The 24713-nt window shown below is 42.7% G+C and carries 10 protein-coding genes; 8 read left to right on the forward strand and 2 right to left on the reverse strand.

Going from position 1 to position 24713, the window contains the following annotated elements:
• Positions 1-95: 95 nt before the first annotated feature.
• Together HMPREF9447_RS07725 and HMPREF9447_RS07730 are read right to left on the reverse strand one after the other, a co-directional pair.
• Complete coding sequence (locus tag HMPREF9447_RS07725; RefSeq protein WP_009129147.1) at positions 96-2225, reverse strand: RagB/SusD family nutrient uptake outer membrane protein; 2130 nt, start codon at positions 2223-2225, stop codon at positions 96-98.
• Between the two features lie 34 nt (positions 2226-2259).
• Positions 2260-5403, reverse strand: coding sequence for a SusC/RagA family TonB-linked outer membrane protein (locus tag HMPREF9447_RS07730; protein ID WP_009129148.1), 3144 nt, complete (start codon positions 5401-5403; stop codon positions 2260-2262).
• Positions 5404-5693: 290 nt separating this feature from the next.
• Between HMPREF9447_RS07730 and HMPREF9447_RS07735 the strand changes: the two genes are divergently transcribed.
• The 8 genes from HMPREF9447_RS07735 (at position 5694) to HMPREF9447_RS29420 (ending at position 24713) form a co-directional block, all read left to right on the forward strand.
• A complete protein-coding gene (locus HMPREF9447_RS07735; RefSeq protein ID WP_009129149.1) occupies positions 5694-6875 on the forward strand; it encodes a tyrosine-type recombinase/integrase in 1182 nt (393 codons plus the stop codon).
• A gap of 402 nt (positions 6876-7277) precedes the next feature.
• Positions 7278-10637: a SusC/RagA family TonB-linked outer membrane protein gene (locus HMPREF9447_RS07740; protein WP_009129150.1), complete on the forward strand. Its 3360-nt coding sequence runs from the start codon at positions 7278-7280 to the stop codon at positions 10635-10637.
• Positions 10638-10662: 25 nt separating this feature from the next.
• A complete protein-coding gene (locus HMPREF9447_RS07745; RefSeq protein WP_009129151.1) occupies positions 10663-12966 on the forward strand; it encodes a RagB/SusD family nutrient uptake outer membrane protein in 2304 nt (767 codons plus the stop codon).
• 136 nt (positions 12967-13102) lie between these two features.
• Positions 13103-14386: an oligogalacturonate lyase family protein gene (locus tag HMPREF9447_RS07750; RefSeq protein ID WP_009129152.1), complete on the forward strand. Its 1284-nt coding sequence runs from the start codon at positions 13103-13105 to the stop codon at positions 14384-14386.
• 12 nt (positions 14387-14398) lie between these two features.
• Positions 14399-16237, forward strand: coding sequence for a rhamnogalacturonan lyase family protein (locus HMPREF9447_RS07755; RefSeq protein ID WP_009129153.1), 1839 nt, complete (start codon positions 14399-14401; stop codon positions 16235-16237).
• A 34-nt stretch (positions 16238-16271) separates the two neighbouring features.
• Positions 16272-18116, forward strand: a complete 1845-nt coding sequence (locus HMPREF9447_RS07760) for a rhamnogalacturonan lyase (protein ID WP_009129154.1) — start codon at positions 16272-16274, stop codon at positions 18114-18116.
• A 2-nt stretch (positions 18117-18118) separates the two neighbouring features.
• Entirely contained in the window at positions 18119-21415 is a 3297-nt protein-coding gene (locus tag HMPREF9447_RS07765; RefSeq protein ID WP_009129155.1) for an exo-rhamnogalacturonan lyase family protein, read from the forward strand.
• A 91-nt stretch (positions 21416-21506) separates the two neighbouring features.
• Complete coding sequence (locus HMPREF9447_RS29420) at positions 21507-24713, forward strand: alpha-d-galacturonidase (protein ID WP_009129156.1); 3207 nt, start codon at positions 21507-21509, stop codon at positions 24711-24713.

A 24713-nucleotide genomic window follows, 5' to 3' on the forward strand; every position in this document is an offset into this window, starting at 1 on the left:
ACTTTTGCCACCGCCTGCACAACTACGTTCGGTTTTGAAATAAAAAACCTTGGAAAAGTTTCCTTCTCCAAGGTCAAATTTATTATTGAATATTTTTATTCAGCTTCATATCCCGGATTTTGCAAGGCTTTTTTCTCTGCTGCTGTCAGATTCTTACCACTTTCATTTGTCAAAGCGTCAATGAAAGTCTGTGGAATTGGACGGAGCAAATGCTTTTCAGCAACATTAGGAGCTGCCTCAGGATTGTACAATTTAGCGCGTTTTAACAAAGTTTTAGTACGGCTTAATTCATCCCAGCGATTCCATTCCCCCAAACACTCACGGGTACGTTCGTTTAATATAAAGTTAATCAAACGATCTTTTACATCAGTACACCCCAATTCTGCCAGTACAGCTTCATCTTCCTCGGGCAACTGCTGGTAGCTGGTAATTTGCAGACTTGAAGACGTCTTATTTACAGAACGGTCAACACCAGTCGACAAGAAATAAGTATTCTTTTGAATGAATGATGCATTGAAAGCTTGTGCATTTGTCAACTTAGCCCCATTCTCATCTACACATTTACCTAATGTAGCAGTAGCTGTAGAATTGGATGTGAAAGCCATAGAACCATCTGTATAATATTCACGATCTTCACCATCTTTCCATTCAGCACGTTTACGCAGTACGTTCACAGTAGAAATTGCATCTTGGTAATCACCCAATCTAACCTGTGCCTCTGCCTTAACTAAATAAGTTTCGCCACTACGCGCCATGATAACATCACGGTGTGCATCACCTTTTTCGCCCGTACGAGAGCCATCATCTGTTTTGTTGATGCCACAGAAAACGTTAGACTGGCTGGGGTCACCACTTACACCATAAGTATTCAGTACATATTTACCATTCAGGAACAACGGGAATACATTAGGAACCCATTTACCAGTTTCAGGATTTACGAAGGAATGCGGTTGAGCACCACGTCCATACGTTCCGTAAGGAGCATTATCAAACGTTGTATCACTTTTCTTATTCAAGATAAAGATAATGCCTTCATCACCCAAAGTAGGTACCTGATCGGCAGTAATTCCATTTTCGCTCATTACATTTGCTGCTTTCTTAGCAATGCTGTTCAAACCGTAAATAGTCTTGAACGTCTTCCACATACGGGCATCGTTCACATTGTCGAATATAGAATAAGCATATTCTGTAGGACGACAACGTTGAAAGTCCATACCACCAATGTATTGTCCACGCTGCGTCCAACCACCGGAGAAGTTAGAGAACTGTGGATTAAAGTAGTTATAAGTACGGTTACCATAACGTCCCACTGTTGAACTATCATCATTGTGCAACGCTGCCATCAAGATTTCAGCATCACCTTCATTCTTACAATCCACACCGGTCCATTCAGAATAAAGTGTATTATAATCTTTTGCCAACGGACATGCTGCTATTACCTCATCACAAAGCTTGATACATTTGTCAAGATCTGTTTTTGCGGGATATGCTGAGTTCCAGTCAGCACAACGCTCTGACTGACGATACAGTAATGCCTTAGCCAGAAAATGTGCCGCAGTGTACTTCGTCCATGTTCCATTACCACGCCATTTATCTGTCGGCAACAAGTTGTAAGCTTCTTCCAAGTCTGCAATGACCTGATTAAGTGTCTCTTCAGCACTTGAACGATTAAAGTTTCTCACAACGCCGTCAGGAGGAGTCGTCTGGATAACCACACCACCATATTGGGCAAACAAACGATAATAGTTATAACCACGAAGGAAGTAAGCCTCTCCCATCGCTTTATTACGCGTTGTTTCACTACTCAGTGTACTTGCCCTGGAAATCAACAAATTGGCAGTAGAAATGCCATAATACATTTCATCCCACAATGCAGAAACACCAGGACAGTTATCGTTTGCAGCACCACTCGCTTTCTTACAGTCCAATGGATTCAAACGATTATCATAAGTATTCCATGGTTCACTGGTCAAGTCGGCACCATTCGTAAATTCGTCCGTTCCGTAAAGAGTGATGCCATAAGCCCATTCATAACCAAAGTGCCAACGGAGATTGCCATAAAGAGATGCCGCCATAGCAAGTACTCCTTCTTCTGTTTCAAGAATTCCATCAGTATACATGTGCCCTGCGTCTTCTTTCAGAAAACTATCGCCGCATGAAGAGGTACCGGTTGCTAATACAAGCACCATCGTACCGAATAAAACTTTTTTTCTTATATTTTTCATGATATATGCCATTTTATATTTATTATTCTTGACTTTAGAAACCTACTTGAATACCAAATGTAAAGCCTCTGTTATAATATGTTGTACCAAGATCCAAATCAATGAAATCTACAGAAGAATAAAGGTTGCCTAAGTTTTTGGCTTGAGCATAAAGTTTCAATGAATTAAGACCGATGCTCTTACATAATTTCTTATCAAAATTATATCCCAAAGAGATATTACGTACCTTTATAAAAGAAGCATCTTTGAAACCTAACAAGCTGGAATAAGGATCTCCACCTGCCGTACTGTAAATAGGTTTCTGCCATTCTGCACCTGGATTATCCGGAGTCCAATAATCAATTTCACGTTGATTGTACATACCAAACTGACCCTCGCCACCTGTATTAATCATGTAACCGAAACGTCCGTAAAGTTCAATCGAAAGGTCAATGCCTTTATAAGTGAAGCTGTTAGACCATCCCATTGTCCAGCGTGGATTTTTACTGCCCAGAATAACACGGTCATTGTTATCAATTACATAGTCACCATTCTGGTCAACAGGTTTCACCATACCGGCTGAGAATTTATGTCCTTTCTCATTAAACTTAGCCATTTCGGCGGCTTCTGACTCCTGCCATATTCCATTAGCTGCTACTCCATAATATATATTGATTGACTCACCAATAAACCATGAGTTATCAATCATATCCTGCTTACCATTAGCAAGTTCCACAATTTCATCTTTTTGATAAGCTACATTCAGCGTTGAATTCCATTCAAAATCCTTATAACGTACCGGAACAGCATTCACTGATAGATCAACACCAAAGTTCTTTGTTTCTCCTACGTTTGACATTACCGAAGGATAACCCGTCAGTGAAGGAAGTTTCATAGACATCAGCAAGTCTTTAGTTCTGGAATGGTAAACGTCAACTGTACCACCAATACGGCCATTCAGGAAACTAAAATCAACACCATAGTTAAACTGAGTAGTCTTCTCCCAACCCAAATTCCTATTAGACATCAGATTCTGGTCCTTCACATAGTAAGGTTCATTAGTAGTCAGAATCAAAGTATTACCTGTACTGAATGGCATCCAATAAGCACCGATCACTCCTAAAGTTCCATAAGGATCAACAGAAGAGTTACCCGTGGTACCCATACCAGCACGAAGTTTCAACTGATTAATCCAGGTAATATCTGCCATAAAGGCTTCCTGATCTATACGCCAGCCTAAAGCTGCAGAAGGGAAGAAATCCCATTTATTGCCCTCTGCCAATACAGAAGAGCCATCATAACGACCTGATACAGTCAACAAATAACGGTCTTTGTACGAATAGTTAATACGAGCCATATAAGAAGCCAATTGCTGTTCAGTAAGCCCTGTGCCCATACCAGCTTTATAATCGCTGTTGGTTATATCTATAGCTCCCATATTGTTCCACATGAATGTTGGCATCAATACACCTTGTTCACTCATGTTAGCAGTTTCAGTGTTGACTTTAGAAGCACTCTGAAGCAAAGTTACATCGAAACGATGCTCACCAATCTTCTTATTATAAGTAACCATATTATCCAGCGTCCACGAGAAGTTACGGGTAGAAGCCCACTTAGCATAGTTTTTGCTACCTGCACGAACTGCCGAACTACTATCAATAAAGATTCCCTGACGATTATAACGGAAATCAGGCCCAAAAGCAATCTTATAGCTTAAGCCTTCCAACGGTTGCCATATCTTGCCAAAATCCATTTGAGCATAGAAGCTACCCAGCGCACGGAAATTCTGACGATTATCTGTAGACTTATTCCATTCGTCTATCACTGTATACACATTCGTTACGGAACCTGCAGGTTGTAAAATGATATCACCTTTGTCATCATAAGGCACTGCATAACGCGGAATGGCCTTCGCAGCACTATATATATCAGTAGGACCAGAGTTAGAAGATTGTCCTGTACGAGAGTAACCATAATCCTGAACTGCATAAGAACCATTGATAGAACCACCCAATTTGAACCATGGAGTAGGTTGCAAGTCCAAAGACATAGAGAAGTTATAGCGTTCGTACTCCTGACCTTTCTGAGTACCTTCATTATTCAAATAACCGAAAGAGAAGAATCCTTGCATCATTTCAGTACCACCACTACCGCTTATAGTATGTTCATGAGTAACACCTGTACGGGTAACCATACCTGCCCAGTCCGTATCAGTAACTTTAGAACCATCCCAAGATCCATTCTCCCAGCCTTTATTCACATTTGCCAAAGCATAGTTATCACCAGAGAAATAAGCTTGGTCTTTATCATAGTTAGGCTGATTTCCCATAGGATTAGCTGTTGGATTTGAGTTATAATATGCCCAACGACGCCAAGTGATATAATCGCTGGCACTCATGGCGGGAGATTTATCTTGCAAAGTTTCCAAAGTCACAGAACCAGAATAGTTCAACGACATGGCACCAGTTTTACCACGTTTGGTAGTAACCAGAATAACACCATTGGCACCGCGAGAACCATAGATAGCTGTTGAAGAAGCATCTTTCAAGATATCAATAGATTCGATGTCTCTCGGATTGAGAGTTTCAATACCACCAGAATTTAAGGGCACACCGTCAACCACATACAAAGGGTCATTCTTTGCGTTTAATGAACGGTTACCACGAATACGAATAGAACCAATCGTACCCGGACGTTCACTACTTGTGATATCTACACCGGCAGCTTTACCTTGCAATGCTTCAAAAGCATTTGATACAGGTTTCACATTCAATTCTTCCGAACCAACACGAGCCATAGCACCGGTCACATCGCTCTTCTTTTGCACACCATAACCAACTACCACAACTTCATCCAGCATTGCATTATCTTCCTGCAACGTTACCTGCAAACTCGTTTTCCCTGCAACAGGAATCACCTGGTCCTTATAACCTATAAAAGAAACAGAAATCGTACCTTTATCCGGTACATTAGTGAGAGTAAATTTACCGTCCAAGTCAGTGATAACGCCATTAGTAGTGCCTTTTACGATAACATTGGCACCAATAACCGGTTCTCCGGTCTGGTCAATCACAGTACCCGATACTGTTTTACTTTGCGCATAAGCTCCTATAGAGATTACTGCGAACAAAGTAATGAAGAATAGCCGCTGAATATTGTTCAGACAACCCAACAGACTTAAATCTTTGCTGTTTTTCATACTTTAATTATTAAGTTAAACAAAAGTTAGTTTTCTATTCTCTCAGGAGATTTTTGCTCTCCTGTCTGTGAAAAAGTGTTGCAAATATATGAGCAAAGCGCCAAAAAGAGAATGTAGGATTGTGTCAAAACATGGAAAATTCAGTCTTTCTAACTGAAAAATAGTATCAACGTCTGTGAATAAAATCAAAACGAATAGTCCCAGTATCATTTTGATTATGGCAGGCTTTTTAATCTATGATTTGTTACTTTAATATTGTATCATGAAACATATAAATCCAAAAAATCAATATGGCTAATCTTTCAATAGTAATAGTACCAACAAAAAAGTTCTCCAATGGAAAACATCGAATAAGAATTGCAGTAGCGCACCGTTCGCAAACCAGATATATTTCAACTCAATTTATATTGGACTCTGCAAACCAATTGAGAAACGGAAAAGTAGTAAGACATGAAAACGCAGCAAATATTAATGCTTGCCTACGCAAGATAATATATGAATACGAAGAAATTTTATCTTCTATTCACTACCTACCAACTTTATCGTGTACAGAGTTAATACACCTTATCACTCGCGAACAGCAGAAGAAGGGTATTACTTTTAATGCCGTGGCAAATGAATATCTTTCTTACATGAGGACCGAAGAACAAAAGAAATCTTATAAACTATATAGCATAGCTTGCAGGAAAATCCAAAAATACATGAAAGGAGACTTTCCGTTAATACAACTAAGCCCATTGCAGATACAAGGTTTTGCCAATGCAATGAAAGAAGAAGGTTTATCTGAAACATCTATTAGAATCTACCTCACTCTAATAAAGGTTATACTCAACTATGCAGGCAAAATGAACTACGTTAATTATCTGGTTCACCCTTTTGTCCTTTTCAAAATGCCGGTTAGCAATGTCAGGGAACTGGACCTAACCGTAGAAGAATTAAAAAAAATACGTGATGTAAAGCTATTCAAGACTACACAAGTGATGGTTCGGGATATATTTATGCTTACTTATTATTTAGGCGGCATCAATCTAAGGGATTTGATGGAATATGATTTCAAAGACCGGAACCATATGCGATATGTACGCCATAAAACTCGGAACAGCAAAAAGAGTGAGAACGAAATTGCTTTCACTATTCAGCCGGAGGCACAGGAAATCATCAATAAGTATATGTCAGATAACGGAAAATTAGTTTTTGGAAGATACTCGTCTTATGAAAAAGTATATAGCTTAGTTTTTAGGCATATATATAAGGTGGTAAGTCTGGCAGGAATTAATAGGAAAGTATCATATTACTCTGCCAGAAAGACATTTGCCCAACATGGATACGATATGGGAATTGAAATAGAAAAAATAGAGTATTGTATAGGACATAGTATGAAAAATAATCGGCCTATATTCAACTATATACGAATCATGCAAGAGCATGCAGATAAAGTGTTCAGGGCTATCCTCGATCAGCTAATTAAGTAGCAAACGATGTTATACCATTCGCAGTTTTAACAGGGTTCCTCCAAAATTTATGTATCATGTGAATCAGTAGTTGAATTTAAATTGTAGGGGAATGGACCAAATCCCCATTTCATTATGTGCTCTCCCGATGAAAGTATATTATCTATTCAGTACAAATTCGGTATAGACTTGGTACAGATTCGGTATAAATTCGGTTAAATATGCTATTTTGCAAGAAATAACCGAATTTGCACAGAGAGAATATCATATATATATAAAAGAAAATAGAGAGAAAGGAATTTCCAATCCAGTTTAAAACCATTTTATTGTATCGGGTAATTTCAAAAGCCCTTTGGAGTTATACCTCAGGCAGCTTAATCCTTAATTATCAAGTTAACTTTTGTTTAACTTAATAATTAAAGTATGAAAAGCGACAAAAAAACAAGCTTATCCGGCTGCTTGGGTAGAATCCAGCGGCTATTCTTCGTTGCTTTGTTTTCAGTATTGGCTATAGGAGCCTTTGCGCAAAGCAAAACTATTTCAGGTACCGTCCTCGACAAAACTGGTGAATCCGTAATCGGTGCCAGTGTAGTAGTAAAAGGAACTACTAACGGAACAATCACAGATATCGATGGCAAATTTACAATTTCCAATGTTCCCGACAATGGGACTATTCAAGTAAGTTTCGTTGGATATAAGACCTTGGATATTCCGGCAAAAGGGCATTCTACTTTACAAATAACGTTAGAAGAAGATGCTGAAATACTGGATGAGGTAGTTGTTGTAGGTTATGGTGTTGCAAAGAAAAGTGATGTGACCGGAGCACTGACCCAGGTGACAGCAAAAACCATTAGAGAGCGACCGGTTCAGAATGCATTGCAGGCAATGCAGGGTAAAGCTGCCGGCGTGCAAATTACTTCAAACAACCGTCCCGGTGAGTTGGGGGATGTCCGCATCCGTGGTAACCGCTCTATCAATGCAAGCAATGACCCACTGTATGTAATTGACGGAATTCCTATGACCGCCGGTTCTATGGCTGACGTCAATCCTAATGACATTGAGTCTATGGAAATTCTGAAAGATGCATCTGCCACCGCAATTTATGGTTCACGTGGTGCGAATGGAGTCGTCCTGATTTCTACCAAGAAAGGTAAAACAGGCAAGGTGACCATCAATTATGACGGTTCAGTTTCATTCTCAAAGATGGACTCAATGACTGATTGGATGAATTCAGGAGAATTGATTGACTGGAATCGCCAATCTAATATCAATGCAGGTGCCTATACAGGAAAGTACGGTAATGCCCCGGACCCAGACATTGATGGTGACGCTTATTTTGGCGGTGTAACCAAGTATCCTTACTTACGTCCGGTCTTTAATTCAGCCTTTCAGTTCAATGCCGATGGTACTCCCGTGCTGCGTGACGCTACTGAATATGAACAGAAAGTATTGGGATATGCTGCAAAAGTACCGGTATATGATTCCTCAAATATACCAACAACTCCCTGGACTGATTATGTAACCCGCACAGCTGTTACCCATAATCACCAATTATCACTGTCTGCCGGTACCGAGAAGTCTAAATTATATATGTCATTGGCATATCTGGATCAGCAATCTCCGATGAAAGACCAGGACTACAAGCGCTACACGGTAAACCTGAATGGTGAAATTCAAGCCACTGACTTCTTAAAAGTTGGCATGGGTATCAATATCAGCCATTCTATCAAGAATTATGGTATTGTGAGCAATTTTTCAAATACAACCGCAAAAGACTCTTACGGCTTAGCTACAAATCTGATGCCTTATGCACCGGCTTATGATGAAAATGGAGAATTGTTACATCCGTCGGATGGACCTTCACAGCACAATGCTTTGCTTAATATCGATCAGGCACAAAATGAAACACGTTATTACGGTGTCATGTTAAGCTCTTTTGCAGAACTTGATTTTGGAAAAATCTGGGCTCCTCTGGAAGGGATAAGATGGCGTACTAATCTGGGTACTCAATATCGCAACTCCCGTGAAGGCAGTTATTATGGAAATGACTTTACCAACCCGTTGGGCTATGCTTCAACAGAACCGAATGTTGCATACAATAATCAAAGTCAGAAACTGGCATGGACACTAGAGAATATGATTTTCATAAACAAGACCTTTAATAAGATTCATTCTCTGGGCTTGACATTGATGCAATCTGCTGAGTATTATCGCACTGAGGGCATAGATGTGCGTGCTTATGAATGTAAGTTCCCCACAGCTTTGTGGTATAGCGTGGGCGACTCTAACACTTCAAAGGCAGGTATAGGTTCTTCATTCAGTGAACAACAGCGCGCTTCGTATATGGCTCGTGTCAACTATTCACTGATGGATCGTTATCTGGTTACCCTGACAGGTCGTTGGGATGGTGCCTCTATGCTGGCTGTGGGTAACAAATGGGATTTCTTCCCTTCGGCAGCATTGGCATGGAAAATGAATGAAGAGAACTTCATGAAAGATATTAACTGGATCAACTCTTTAAAAGTACGTGTTGGTTATGGCGTCACCGGAAACGCCTCTGTAAGTCCTTATCAAACAGGAGGTTCAATGGTTTCTCAATGGGCTAATAAGCCATTCGGACAAGGTGCCGTGACTACCAATACAACTGGTGCTAAAGCTTCTGTATTGCCCAACAGGATGCTTGGCTGGGAAAAAACTGCTTCCACCAATGTGGGTATCGATTTTGGATTGTTGAACAATAGAATCAGCGGTAGCATTGAATACTACGTAGCCAATACTTCTGACTTATTGCTGAACCGTTCCATTCCTATCATGACCGGATATACCCAGATTTTATCAAATATCGGTAAAACCCAGAATAAAGGCTTTGAATTGACATTGTCCACTACCAATATACAGACCAAGAACTTTACCTGGAAAACTGATTTCACCTTCTCTACCAACAAAGAGAAAATTGTAGAATTAGCCGACGGTAAAAATGATGACACAGCGAATGGCTGGTTTATCGGAAAGCCGATTAACGAGGTGTGGACTTACAAATATGACCGTTTGTGGCAGAATACTCCCGAAGACCAGAAGCTATTGGCTGTTTATAAAGCAAACGGCATTACGATGTTCCCGGGAATGGCCAAATTAGTTGACCAGGAATTTATTGAGGTACCTAAGGGCACAGACGGAGCGATAACTAAAACTGTTGACATCAACGGACAGAAGCAAGAAATCACCTATATGGACAACGGTTTTGGTAAATTCAATAATGATGACAATCATTTCTTAGGTTCATTTACTCCCAAATGGGAAGGTGGTTTTACCACTACTTTCATTTATAAGAATTGGCAGTTGAACGCATTCGTCTATGGTCGCTTTGGCAATACGTATTATGGATTGATGCAGACCTATGGACGTCGCGTTGAAAAAGACACCTGGAGCCCGGATAATACAGGTGCTAAGTTTCCACAACCACGCGCAGGAGGTGAAACGTTTACTGATTACAGTGCTTATATGAACTATACCAAAGGTAATATGATTGCAATTCGCAATATTGCCTTGTCATATACATTGCCCGAAAAACTATTGAATAAGATTGGTGCAACAAGTTGCTCGATTTATGCCCAGGTATTGAATCCATTTATCTTTGGTGGTGAGTTGGTTAAATCAGGTATTAACCCTGACGATACCACCGGATGGAGTGAAAGTACTAATGCTACTAATTTCATTGGTGGACAAACCAATAATACAGTATTAACCCGCAGTTACGTGATAGGTTTGAGACTTGGCTTTTAATTGAATGATTATTAAAAAAAACAATATGAAAAAATATATATTACTTTCTATGATTGCATTGGGAAGTGTATCTTGTACAGATAGCTTTCTGGAAGAAAAGATGGTGTCCACCATTACGCAGGATTACTTTGAGACAGAACAAGGTTTAGAACAGTTGATTGTCGGCACTTACGATGCCCTGCGCGTAACAAAACAGTATGAACAGGGACCTAACAGCCTGATGTCAGGGGTAGACAATTACTCTGCTAAGACGGCAGCCCGCGGCATGTACTCTGCAAGCGAATGGAATGCTACCAGCAAATTGGCAGCTTATGCCAATGGGTTATGTGGTGAGAATGCTAAATCATTATTAGGCTTCTATCCTATCATTAACAACTGTAACCGTGCCATATTATCCATTCGTGAGGGTAAGGCTCTCGGCAAATTTGCAAGCGATGCGAACTATGCCGCCAAAGCTTTGTCGGAGGCTTTATTCAATCGTGCTTATTCACTCTATATTATGAGTACAATGTATGGTGAAATATTTGTCCCCCAAGGATACACTGCCGAATTGCCTTCCAACTATAATTATGTCCGCGAAAGTGTACCTAATATTTATAGTCTGCTGATTAGTGATTTGCGCTATGCTTACGATCATCTGCCGGATGTAAATGAGCAGAACCTGACTACAGATTTTGGTCGTGCAACCAAAGGGGCTGCCGCGCACTTTCTGGCAAAGCTCTATTTGCAACGTGCACAAGGCGCTAAATATGGCAGCTCAGAATATGGTGTAAAAGCCGATGGCCATGTAGATACCAGTAATTCGAAATCTTATTTGGGTATGCTATACAAAGGTGAAGGTACCGCCGACCTGGACTCTTGTATCTATTATTCCTCTAAAGTAATAGAGCATGGCTATTATGCACTGGAATCTGACTATGGAAAACTGTTCAGCCATCCATTAGGAGATTATTCTAATGAGAGCAGCCGTGAATTGATTCTTTCTTGCGTATATGGCCCGATGGGAGGTGCCGATAATGGACGTTACGGCAACCGCTTGCCTTATTTCTTTGGGGGGGATTATTCGAATGCATCCTGGGGAATTCCTGATTTCTGCTGGGAGTATCCGACAAAATCTTCTGCCCGTGTTGGTTTCACCAATGATTTCGGGTTTGACTTGTATGTAAATAAGCAAGCAGACTCTCGCTATGAGAAATCATTCCACGTGGAATATATCACAGCTCTAAAAGGAGGAGACTCCAATTCATCGCCTGCCGCCAACCTCGACTATTATACCTATGATAATGATAATAACAAGACTTATGTGTGGACTGATGCCATGGCAAGCTATTTCAACGAACATATTCTTCCTATGTATACCCGGGCTTCCTGGAATGGCAGGAAGGCTGTGGCGGGCGAACATAAAATGGGTAAAGGCGATTTGGCTTTCGCTTACGTAGAGAATACCAAAGAGACGGCTATTGATATAAATGAAGCTTTAGCACAACCGTTTGTCCTAATGGCCCGTTGGATAAAAGATGGAGATAAATATTATTACCGTATCCCGACCAAGGCGGAAGGAAGCAGCTACGCTTATAATGATAAAAGTTATTCGGGTCTGGACAAGATGGGGTCTACCGCATGCCCGGCAACATTGAAATATGACGAACCAAACCGTAGTAACTATACGCACTACGAATCAGGCCGCGATGTACCTTTATTCCGTTTGGCCGAAACCTATTTACTCCGTGCAGAAGCTTACGGTCGTAAAGGAAACTATAGTGCAGCGATTGCCGATATTAATACAGTGCGCGCACGTGCAGCCTACAAGACCGGCGAAAAGCGTGCAGAAGTAATTGCACTTTTACAGCCGGGACATGAAAAGCTATCTCAAACAGAGCAACAATGGCCCTATGAAGTTGCAGTAGATATGACATCCGCCATGTTGGTAAATGAATCTTATTGGGACGGAGCTTCCGCTTATTCAAATGCAGAGATGTATCCGAAGACAGCAACTTCAACAGAAGACCGCTTTGCCAACTTTATACTGAATGAATTGGCACGCGAACTGAACCAGGAAATGGTTTACTACGAGAACTTACATCATTCGGGTTGGCAAGCAGACCGCATCATCTATCACGATCAGTTGGCATCTTCTGAAAAAGGCTTATGGGATTCTTCTGACAACCTGATTAACGGTATCGGACAAACCGGCAACGGTATGGGTATGTTCGAACCTCACTACACCCTTAAACCGTTTACTCAATCAATGCTCGACCTATTGACTGATGAGAATGGTAATCCTTTGGATGATTCTGCCAAGAAAGCTTACCAAAATTACGGTTATTAATAAATGTACTTTTAGAGTGGGGATAATGGGTCCCCACTCTATTTATGTACAAATAACCATCTAAATGGATAAATTTCTATTTCGTATAGCACTCACGACGCATAATTTTGCGACATCAAATTAAAAATGACATACTATGAGAAAGCTCTTCTTGACCATTGCCTTATTATCAGGCTTTAGTAAGGCCCTGTTTGCCCAGTTTGGAAATTGTACTGCGTCCGAAATGCAGACTTATATAGACAGTACAACCGGGAATACCATTACCATGCTTACCGATACCCTCAGAAACGACCGCTTCCTTTATCAGACAGACCCGATGTGGACATCCGATAGTAAATATGTGCTGTTCAGGTCTTCCTCTCGCGGAAACGATAAAAAGACACAGATTTACTTTATAGAAATGGCTACCGGCAAAATCATTCAAGCTACGGAAGGTCCCAATCTGGGCAGTGCATTCTTAGCCAACAAAAGTAATCGCATGTTCATCAGTCGTAAAGAAAAAGAGGGCTGGAACATGTATGTGATGGATTTAGATAAATTCTTTGCAGATGTAAAGAAAGGAAAGGTAGGTAAGCCCGCCGGTTATGAAACTTTCATCGGCACTTTCCCTACAGCAATGGGACGTCCCGGAGGATATGCTGTAGACTGTAATGACGACTACGCATACATCACAGTGGAACGCGAAGGAACAGAAGAAGAGAAAGAACGCATGATGAAGAATGCATTCTTGCCGGAAAACAATCAACCGGTAAAAATAAAGCCATCTCTTTGTGGTATTCGTAAAATGAATCTTACCACCGGTGAAGTTACCAAGGTGATTGATACTGAATTTAAGACAGGACATATACAGGCCAGCCGGTTCACTCCGGGAGAAATAGTATTCTGCAATGAAACAGGAGGAGACGCCCATCAGCGTATGTGGTTCTGTACCGCAGACGGCTCAGTCTTTAAGCCTCTCTATAAAGAAACACCGCTGGATTGGGTCACTCATGAAACTTTTGCGACAAAGGATTATGTCTATTTCAATATTTTAGGTTTCCAGCCTCGTCTCCGCAAACAAGTAAGCGGTATTGCCCGGATTAATCTGCGCACTGATGATGTAGAGTTGATTGGACAGGTAGAAATGGAAAAAGACCGTAAAGCCATGGAAGGACAATTGACCGGACGAGGATTCTGGCACTGTAATGCAAGCCGGGATAACCGTTGGGCAGCAGGTGATACTTTCGGAGGAAATGTCTGGTTAATCAATGTACAGACCGGCGAGCGTCATTGGTTAGTGTCCGATACCAAAATGAAACCGGATCATGCACACCCGAGTTTTAGTCCTGACGGAACCAAAGTTCTTTTCCAGTCAGGGCACTTTACAAACGGTAAGCGTTTAAATCTGATGATGGTTGATATTACCTCATTCGACAAATAAAAAAATAAAACGATGAAAAATACATATTTATCCCTTTGTGTCTTGCTGCTCAGCGCAGCAGGCAGTTTACAAGCTCAAGACTTGCGCGAACGTACTTACTATTATGAAATTCTGGAACCACGGCATGAACCAAAGCCGGAAGTAAACGGCTTTGCTACAGAAAAGATAAAAGAACAGTTGGATAGAGGATTAATAGCTGTTCCGGCCACTGACGGAAAGGGTATATATCTGAGTTGGAGATTATTGGAACAGGACAACGCAGATGTTTCATTTCATATTTATCGCTCTGTCAATGGAAAAACGCAGCGTTTAACCAAATCTCCGATAAAATCTACTTGTGATTTTATTGACAAAGCTCCGGTAAACGAAAAAGCATCCTACTGGGTATGCGCTCTGGACAAGAAGAAAAAAGTAACCGATACATCCGCCAAGATAGAAGTGGAAGCTCCTCTATTGAAGAATTATCAATCAATCAAGCTGAACCGGAATATAAAAGCCGGCAAAATAGCTGTTGCCGACCTGAATGGAGACGGAATTTATGATTATATCATTCGTACGCCGGATAAAAATGTAGACCCGGGAATGCCGGGTACTTTAGGTGGAGAAACTTATCAGATTGAAGCCTATCTGAGTGATGGAACTTTCTTGTGGTCAAAAGATCTGGGACAGGGAATAGAACCGGGCGTATGGTATTCTCCTTTCATCGCTTACGACTTTAATGGAGATGGCAAAGCAGAGATAGCCTTAAAAACGGCACCCGATGATGCTAAACGTAACGAGAAAGGTCGCATAGATTCAGGTGAAGAGTATTTGAGTGTACTGAATGGCATGACAGGAAAAGAAATAGCCCGTGTGGATTGGCCCGAACGTAATGACCGATATGGTAATCTTGTCCGCCAGAATCGCAACCAGATTGGTATGGCCTATCTGGATGGAAAGACTCCTTATATATTGGCATGCCGCGGAACTTATAAATTGATGGTTGTAGATGCCTGGCAATTGAACGGTGATAAACTGGAACGTGCCTGGAGATGGGATAGTGATGAGGAAAATCCTATAGTGAGAAGTATGGGGGCGCATAATATGATTTGCGGTGACGTGGATGGTGACGGAAAAGATGAAATCTTGTTGGGGTCATGCATGCTTGATGATAATGGTACATTATTGTGGTCTACCGGATTAGGACACCCGGATAAGGCCTATTTGACCGATATTGATCCGAATCGTCCGGGAATGGAAGTGTTTTTATGTTTGGAGCCTTGGCACGACAATGGGCGTGGAGTCTGTATGGTAGATGCTAAAACAGGGCAACCGGTTTGGAATATCGGCCATAAAACTTTTCATGTGGGAGATGGCATGGTTACAGACTTCGACCCTGCCCACAAAGGACTGGAATGCTTTGCAAGTGAAGACCGCAAAGGAGGAAGTACGGACAAATACTTGCTTTCAGCTGATGGCCAGCATTTAGGTAAGAATGAAGATGTTCCATCTTGCCGTAACTGGGCATGGTGGGATGGAGATTTACTACGCGAGACATTCAAAGGAGACGATAACCGTTGGGGAGCCAGTTCTTCTTCAAACGGTCGTTCATTGAGTATCGTAAAATGGAAAGGGGAAACGCTCACGGAGGGCATTGAAGGGAATATTCTGATGATTGCCGATTTATATGGTGACTGGCGTGAAGAGATTATCACTGCCTTGCCGGGTGAAATCCGTATTTATTCAACAAATATTCCGGCTAAAGATCGTCGCGTTACCCTAATGCAGGATGGAATATATAGAAACTATGTAGCACACCGTTCCATGGGCTATCCGCAAGCACCGGTTCCTTCTTATTATTTAGGTGAGTGAAAGATTTGTAATAACAAGGTTTTATAATTATGAAATGAAACACTGGATTATTGTAAATATACTCTTGCTTTGTGGCAGCATATATGCTTTTTCACAACCTTACAAGGGAGAAAAGTTGTCAAGAGGTTTAGTCGGAATTCCTACAGAGAAAGGAATGTACTTCAGTTGGCGCATAACGCTGAATGATGCGCCCGACTTGCAATTTGACTTATACCGAAGCACCAATGGTGGTACAGAGACAAAGCTGAATAAAGCCCCCATCAGCCAAACGAGTGATTTTTTGGATGAAACAGTGGACTTAAAAGCTGACAACATCTGGATATTGAAAGCAGATAACCAGATTGTTGCAACCTGGATTCGCACAAAAGAAGAAGAACTGACCCCTTATTTAAGTATCCCTATCAAGAAGCCGGAAGACGGGGAAATTGCAGGTGAACACTTCTTTTATACAGCCAATGATTGCAGTGTAGGCGATTTAGATGGTGACGGTGAATATGAAGTCATATTGAAGTGGACACCCTCTAACTCTAAACGGCCACCACAACGTGGATTTACAGGAAATACTTATCTAGACGCATATAAAATGGATGAAACTATGCTCTGGCGTATTGATTTAGGACCCAATATCCGTTCGGGAGCAGCTACAACCAACTTTCTTGTTTTCGATTTCGACGGAGACGGATGTGCCGAAGTATGTTGTAAGACAGGTGACGGAACTATAGACGGAATTGGACATGTGATAGGTGACAGCAAGAACGACTGGAGGACCTGGGATAAAGAAAGTCCAACGTACGGAAAGATTGTTAACGGACCGGAATATTTAACTGTCTTTGAAGGCAAAACCGGAAGGAAATTAGATTCAAAAGAATACATACCTACTCGCTATCCTATAGACGGATGGGGAGGTATTGGCGGCAATTGCGGTAATGACAATACCGGAGGACGTTCTGATCGTTTTACCGCAGGAGTTGCTTTTTTGGATGGTAAAAACCCCTCGCCTGTAATGGTCAGAGGATGGTATGGGCGCACCGTAGTCGCCGCATGGACTTTTACCAACGCCACGCTGAAAAATATATGGACCTTCGATAGTGCCAACCCTGGTTTAGAGAAGTACTCCGGCATGGGAAACCACAGTGTGACAATAGCAGATTTTGATGGTGACGGTTATGATGAAGTTTGTGTGGGAGCTATGACGGTAGATCATGATGGAAAAGGACTCTTCACAACTGGTCTGAGACATGGAGACGCTCTGCATGCCGGTCGTCTGATACCTTCACGCCCTGGTATGCAGGTATTTGGCGTACATGAGAATGAGGGAGATAACGAGATTGTAAATCGGACTCCTGCTGTAGCTATGTTTGATGGAGCTACCGGGGAAATTATCTGGCAGGATGGTTTAGGCAAAGATGCCGGACGTGGAGTTGCAGCCGATATTGATCCGCGCTATGAAGGAGCAGAATGCTGGTGCAATATTGGCGGACTAAGGAGAGGAGATACCGGAGAATTTATCAGTAATAAGAAGCCAAACTCCTGTAACTTCACCATTTATTGGGATGCCGATTCTCTGGCAGAATTGCTGGATCACGTTTCTATCAGTAAATGGAACTGGCAAACAGAGGAAACGGATTTGTTGCTGAAAGCCGAAGGAGTAGTCTCTAACAATGGAACCAAAGGAAATCCCTGCTTATCAGGAGACATCTTGGGGGACTGGCGTGAAGAAGTTATCTGGGCTTCAAAAGATCAAACGGAATTGCGCATCTATACAACTACAATACCTGCTACCGACAGGCGTCCAACTTTAATGAATGACCGTCAATATCGCCTGGCCATTGCCTGGCAAAATGTAGGATATAATCAACCGCCACATACCAATTTTTAGTCATGATGAAAAGAAACAGACTCTATATTTATTTATGTCTTTTGTTCTTGCCTTTAATATCATTAAAGGCACAGAACAACCAGGCTTCCGGTTTAAACGCCCGCGAGTTTAATAAGTATTGGAAAGTAGAATCGGAATCTCCCGATTTTAAAGTAACGTTCCGAGGGGATACGGCGGAAATTGTATCTCCCAAAGGGCTAACTCTCTGGAGAAAGGAAAAAATGAGTGGTAAAGTAACCATTGAGTACGATGCTTGCGTAGTCAATGAGACCAAAGAGGATCGTCTAAGTGATTTAAATTGCTTCTGGATGGCTTCTGACCCTAAATATCCCGATAACTTATGGAAACGTGAAAAGTGGCGCAACGGAATATTCCTGAATTGTTATTCCTTACAACTTTATTATCTGGGGTATGGCGGAAATCATAATTCCACTACACGGTTTCGTCGATATGATGGTAATGAAACAGGTATTACTGATCCTCAGGCCCGGCCTGCCATCTTAAAAGAATATACAGATGCGGAACATCTGTTGAAAGCAAACCACTGGTACCATATTAAAATTACAAATGAAAATAACAGGGTTAGTTATTATATAGACGGAAAACGTCTGGTGGATTTCAGGGATGCCGAACCTCTGACAGAAGGTTGGTTCGGTTTCCGCTCCACCTTATCACGTACCCGCATTACCAATTTTCATTATGAATGCTCATCACAGGAAACTACCGCCGTTCCTTTACAATGGATTGGTAATCCCCCTGAACTGGATAAGCCTGTAAGTTTTGGTGTCCCCTTTGATAAAGGAGAGGTTTTTCCAGAAAGCCTTTTGCAATTAAGAAGTGCCAATGGTGAGAATATTCCGGTTGATACTTGGCCATTGGCTTATTGGCCGGATGGTTCTGTGAAATGGAGCGGAGTAGCCGGCGTTATTCCTGCCGGAACAGAAAAGTTAATGCTTGAAAAGTCAAAGAAAAAATCAAAGGCTGGAAAATCGAATGATGAAACATCCGTCTCTGTAACTGAGACACACAAAGGTATCAAAATAGAAACAGGAATGCTTTCTGCTTATATTCCCCGGCAAGGTGAATTTCTGATAGACAGCCTATTATATAAAGGTGTGAAAATAGGTGAGAAAGCCCGTCTGATATGCAACACCCAAAGTGAGCCCATTCTTGAAAGCACCTCGCAGATATCTTTCACTAACTACACCAGCGAATTGAAATCAGCTATTGTGGAACGTTCAGGTGCAGTACGCACTCTTGTCAAACTGGACGGTGTGCATAAAAGTAAGGATGGACGCGAATGGCTGCCTTTTGTAGTACGCCTCTACTTCTATGGTGGAAGCGAACAAGTAAAGATGGTACATAGCTTTGTGTTTGATGGCAATCAGGATAAAGATTTTATCCGTGCTTTAGGCATCCGTTTCGATATTCCTATGCGCGAAGCACTCTACAACCGTCACATAGCCTTTTCGTGCGCTGATGGCGGAGTATGGAGCGAACCGGTACAACCACTGGTTGGGCGTCGCATTCTGACACTCGGAAAACCACAAGATAAAGAACCCTCCCTGCAACAGCAACAGATGGAAGGTAAACGTATTCCTCCTTATGAAACATTTGACGAAAAGAACCGTTCCTTGCTTGATAACTGGGCATCATGGGACAGCTATCGTTTGTCTCAGCTCACTGCGGATGCTTTCTCCATCCGTAAGCGCGCCAATGATGACAACCCCTGGATAGGTACTTTTTCCGGCACACGCAGTAGTGGCTATGCCTTTGCCGGCGACATTACCGGTGGACTCGGACTCTGTCTGCATGATTTCTGGCAATCTTATCCCTCTTCTATCGAAATGTCCGGAACGAAAACTCCTACAGCCACTCTTACGGCCTGGCTATGGAGTCCTGATGCCGAACCGATGGATCTGCGACACTATGATAATGTGGCACACGACTTAAATGCCAGCTATGAAGATGTCCAGGAAGGAATGAGTACTCCCTATGGCATAGCTCGCACTACTACGCTTACTCTGATTCCACAAGGGGGATATACCGGAAAGGAAACTTTCGCAGATTGTGCCAAGCAGCTTTCCGAACCAGGTATATTAATGCCCACGCCCGATTATCTGCATGCACAACAGGCGTTTGGTGTTTGGAGTCTTCCCGACCGCAGCACACCCTTCCGCGCTCGTGTAGAAGACCGCCTGGATGCCTATATTGATTTCTACAATAAGGCTATCGAACAGAATAAATGGTATGGCTTCTGGAATTATGGTGATGTTATGCACGCTTATGACCCTGTTCGTCACACCTGGCGTTATGATATCGGAGGTTTTGCCTGGGACAATACGGAATTAGCTTCCAACATGTGGCTTTGGTATAATTTTCTGCGCACAGGGCGTACCGATATTTGGCGTATGGCTGAAGCCATGACCCGCCATACAGCCGAAGTAGATGTCTACCATATAGGTCCCAATGCCGGATTAGGCAGTCGTCATAACGTCAGCCACTGGGGATGCGGTGCCAAAGAAGCTCGCATCAGTCAGGCTGCCTGGAACCGTTTCTATTATTATCTCACTACCGATGAACGTTGTGGTGATCTGATGACTGAAGTGAAGGATGCGGAACAGAAACTCTATACCCTGGACCCAATGCGCTTGGCTCAACCTCGAAGCGAATACCCTTGTACCGCCCCTGCCCGTTTACGCATTGGCCCCGACTGGCTGGCTTATGCAGGCAACTGGATGACAGAATGGGAACGTACCGGAAACACTGCATATCGTGATAAAATCATAGCAGGAATGAAAAGCATTGCAGCATTACCTAATCGTATTTTTACAGGTCCCAAAGCACTCGGCTTTGATCCGGCAACAGGCATAATCACCTCTGAATGTGATCCGAAACTGGAAAGCACTAACCATCTAATGACTATTATGGGTGGATTTGAAATCATGAATGAAATGCTCCGGATGATAGACCTGCCCGAATGGAACGATGCCTGGCTGGACCTTGCAACCCGTTATAAACAAAAAGCATGGGAGTTGAATCGTAGCCGTTTCCGCATTTCACGCCTGATGGGATATGCGGCCTACCACACCCGCAACCAAGAGATGGCAAAGGAAGCCTGGACGGATTTATTTACCAGATTGGAACATACCCCTGCTCCTCCTTTCAGCATCACAACTTTGCTTCCACCGGTAGTTCCGGCTCCGTTGGACGAGTGCAAAAGCATTAGCACTAATGATGCAGCTTTATGGAGTCTTGATGCCATTTACATGCAGGAAGTTATCCCGATGGACGAGTAAATTGTACGAATTTCCATGAATATTGTATATTATTCTATGGAAAAGTAACCTATTTTGCCCTATTTTTGCAATCGATGAAACAACTTATATCATGAAAAAACCTTTTTTGAAATCTTTGGGGAGTATTGCAGCTATTACAATAATTGCCCTTGGACTATCAGGGGCTATGCCTGCTCCAAAATACAAGACAGTAATTGTCAATGCACCTTTCCCGATGGAACCGATTAAGGAATTTATATTCCCTAATCGTGATTTCCCCATAAACAAGTATGGCGCCATAGCCGATGGAAAAACTAACAACACGAAAGCTATTGCCCGTGCCATTGCTGCTTGTAGTCGTGCCGGTGGTGGACGTGTAGTCGTTCCTGCCGGAGAATGGCTTACCGGACCGATTCATTTCAAGAGTAATGTCAATCTGCATCTATCAGAAAACGCTGTATTGCGGTTTACTGATAATCCTGACGACTACCTACCTGCCGTAATGACTTCATGGGAAGGTATGGAATGTTATAATTACTCTCCACTGGTTTATGCCTTCGACTGTGAGAACATTGCCATTACCGGAACCGGAACGCTTCAACCTATCATGGACACCTGGCGTAAATGGTTCAAACGCCCCCAACCTCATATGGACGCACTTGCAGAACTATACACAATGGCCTCAACGGATGTTCCTGTGAAAGAAAGACAAATGGCCAAAGGAGAGAATCACCTACGACCGCACCTGATACACTTCAACAGATGCCAGAACGTATTGCTCGACCAGTTCAAGATTCGTGAAAGCCCTTTCTGGACTATTCATCTTTATTTGTGCGATGGCGGCATTGTTCGCAATCTGGATGTGCGCGCCCACGGACATAATAATGATGGCGTCGATTTAGAAATGAGCCGCAACTTTTTAGTAGAAAATTGTAAATTCGACCAGGGGGATGATGCGGTAGTTATCAAGGCCGGACGTAATCAGGATGCATGGCGGCTGGATACCCCATGTGAGAATATTGTTATCCGAAACTGCGATATCATAAAGGGACATACTTTGTTGGGTATCGGCAGTGAAATGTCAGGCGGAATCCGCAATGTATATATGCATGATTGTGCTGCGCCGGACTCTGTATTCCGCTTGTTCTTTGCCAAAACTAATCACCGCAGAGGAGGTTTCATTGAAAACATTCACATGGAAAATGTGAAAGCAGGAAAGATGCAGCGTATACTGGAAATAGATACGGATGTACTTTACCAATGGCGCAATCTGGTGCCGACCTATGAAGAGCGGATTACACGTATCGATGGCTTGTACATGAACAATATATCCTGTGAACGTACCGAAGCCATTTATGATCTGAAAGGCGATGCCAAATTACCTGCAAAGAATGTGTTCATCAAGAATGTACATGCTGGTGAAGTCACCAAATTCATAAAGAATGTACAGAACGTTGAAAATGTAGTGGAAGAGAACATGACTTACGACCGCTTCCGTAATGCTGCCAATGCTCCAGCTTACGATTACTCTAAACTACAAAAAGAAAAATTAGGAAGAGGTGTAGTTGCCATCCGGGAAAATCCTTCGGAAGTGGCGGTTTCCTGGCGTTATCTTTCTTCCGATCCGGAAAACACTGCTTTCAACCTCTACCGTGACGGAAAGAAGATCGCGGAAGTATCTGCCAGTACCGGAACATTCTATCGCGATACCTATAAAAGCAAGAAAGCAGCAACTTATACAGTAAAACCGATAGTGAACGGGGCAGAAACAGGACACATCGAAGGGACTTACACCCTACCTGCCAAGGCACCGATAGGATACATCAATATCCCCCTCGACACACCTGCAGACGGTGTAACTCCCTCAGGAGAAAAGTATACTTATATGCCTAATGACGCTTCTATCGGTGATGTTGACGGTGACGGAGAATATGAAATCATCCTGAAATGGGACCCATCGAATGCGCATGATAACGCCCATGACGGCTACACGGGCAACGTACTCTTTGATTGTTACCGACTGACTGGTGAGAAACTATGGCGTATTGACATGGGACATAATGTTCGTGCAGGCGCCCACTATACCCAGTTCATGGTTTACGACTTCGATGGCGACGGACGTGCCGAAATCATTATGAAAACTTCCGACGGAACCGTCGATGGACAAGGAAATGTAATCGGCGATGCTTCTGCCGACTATCGCGAACCGGGTGACCCACGCCGCAATCAGGGCCGCATCCTGACTGGGAATGAATATCTCACTATATTCAACGGTCTAACGGGTGCAGCAATGAAAACCATAGATTATGTCCCTGAACGTGGGAATCTGGAAGATTGGGGAGATAACCGTGCCAACCGAAGCGACCGTTTTCTTGCAGCAGTGGCTTATCTGGATGGCATTCGGCCAAGTGCAGTCATGTGCCGCGGTTATTACACCCGCACAGTACTTGCTGCTTTCGACTGGGATGGAAAAGACCTGAAACAGCGTTGGATATTCGACAGCAATACTCCAGGTAATGGAGCTTATGCAGGCCAGGGAAACCACAACCTCCGTGTAGCCGATGTTGATGGGGACGGGTGCGACGAAATCATTTACGGTTCCTGTGCCATTGATAATAATGGAAAAGGTCTCTACTCCACCCGAATGGGACATGGAGATGCCATGCATCTGACTAAATTCTCTCCCAACATGAAAGGGTTACAAGTATGGGATTGCCACGAAAACAAAAGAGATGGTTCAAGTTTCCGCAATGCAGCCACAGGCGAGGTCTTCTTCCAAGTAAAGAGTGGTATAGATGTAGGCCGTTGTATGGCAGCGGATATCGACCCAACGAACCCCGGCGTGGAAATGTGGTCATGGGAATCAAAAGGATTACGCAACATCAAGGGTGAAGTGGTCAATCCGAATATCAAGACCTTCTCCGTTAATATGGCTGTATGGTGGGATGGCGATTTGCTTCGTGAATTACTGGACAAGAATGTAGTTTCCAAATATGATTGGGAAGCCGGCATCTGCAAACCTTTGATAACCTTCACCGGAGCCGTATCAAACAATGGTACCAAAGCAAATCCCTGTCTGCAAGGTGACATCACGGGTGACTGGCGCGAAGAAGTTCTTCTCCGTTCGGAAGATAATAAATCCCTCCGCCTCTATGTGTCTCCGATAGCAACCGATTACCGTTTCCATACCTTCCTGGAAGATCCCGTTTATCGAATCAGTATTGCGACACAAAATGTGGCTTATAACCAACCTAGCCAGCCCGGATTCTATTTTGGTCCGGATTTGAAAGGGAAGTTCAGAGGGTATGAATTTAAATAA

It is taken from the genome of Bacteroides oleiciplenus YIT 12058 (genome assembly GCF_000315485.1).
Classification (GTDB): Bacteria; Bacteroidota; Bacteroidia; order Bacteroidales; family Bacteroidaceae; genus Bacteroides; species Bacteroides oleiciplenus.